General features: G+C 53.3%; 2 protein-coding genes. One reads left to right on the forward strand and one right to left on the reverse strand.

What is annotated here, in order from left to right:
- The coding region (locus ACU0AG_RS16080) for a hypothetical protein (protein ID WP_482783271.1) at window positions 1–295 on the forward strand (295 nt) is incomplete at its 5' end.
- A gap of 60 nt (window positions 296–355) precedes the next feature.
- Here the strand turns inward: ACU0AG_RS16080 and ACU0AG_RS16085 are convergent.
- Complete coding sequence (locus tag ACU0AG_RS16085) at window positions 356–817, reverse strand: winged helix DNA-binding protein (protein ID WP_482783272.1); 462 nt, start codon at window positions 815–817, stop codon at window positions 356–358.
- Window positions 818–1,137: the final 320 nt, after the last annotated feature.

Consider the following 1,137-nt stretch of genomic DNA (forward strand, 5'->3'; position numbering starts at 1 on the left):
ATTCTCGCCAGCAATGAGCCTTTTACACGATCGATTGCCTCGGTACTTTACCCTTATGATCAGAATGCTAAACCGCCTGGGGGCTGCCGGAGGCGCCAACTCCTGGGAGGAAGGGTCTACGAAAGGCAGGGCGAAAGACAAGCTACCCTCCGAGGATGGCGAGCGGGCATGCCCTGTATGTGTGGGGGATCCACGAACTTCCGGAATTGGCGATATCCTGCTCGACGATGTCATATCGGGAATTCAGGCGCTCAGAGTTCGAACCTACGATCTGAGGATAAAACAGGAGGTATGACCGCCAACTGACACTGGGTTAAGCCAGATACAAAACCGGCCAACAAGGCGGGAAGAGTTCTTATCGCGCCATCCAGTCCAGATAACGCAGCATCCCTTCATAACCTTCAGCAGTCAGATGAAGGAAGCTCTGCGCGGCATCATCGGGGTCCTCTATAAAGCCGACAAGGTTATTGCCTTCCAGCACTCTGAGCCATCTCATGGTCGTTGATGGCAGCATTTCCGAGTTAAGGCAGGCGCTTTTAACACTGACCTCCTCCTCGAGCGTTTGACGAATGAACAAATCGAGGAGGATATCCCACGCGGGCTCCCCGAAAATTTCGTCTCCACCGATAAAACTACTTCTGTTCTTCCGGTCATCGTAAGCGCGTCGGGCGGTAGCCAGTGCCCTATCGATTCTCACCGGAAGAGCTGAGTGCCCGGTTCCGAGGGCCTCGCAACCACTGTTCACGCGGATTTGATCAAGAAGCGCCTGCGCAGCATCAAGCTGCATGGCCAGTTTCTTGATGTCGATGTCAGCCATAGTGGGTGCTCCTTAGGTTTCGGACCGAGCATGCCAGTGATCGATTAACGATCCCTGTGAAGGATATATGAAAATTTTCCAAACAAGCGCAATATGAGCACGCCCGCTTTTCACCATGCAACCGATTGCAAATATTGCTTTTGTTGCAGCTTTCTCTGCACACGATACTCCTCGCCAAACAGATGACAGCGCTGACGCGTCATGAGGCTTGGACGACGCAATTGGTTCAGACTGTGCCGTCCCGCCTTAAGGTGTTAAGAGGTGTTTTCAGGCCACGTGAGTGTGTGGCAGGAGTTCGTCGATCCGCGATGCGGGGTAAT

Source organism: Erythrobacter sp. RANMB8, assembly GCF_056848235.1.

Excerpts from the sequence above, each read along its gene's own strand:
- ACU0AG_RS16085 (WP_482783272.1), bottom strand. The coding sequence starts at position 817 with ATGGCTGACATCGACATCAAGAAACTGGCCATGCAGCTTGATGCTGCG.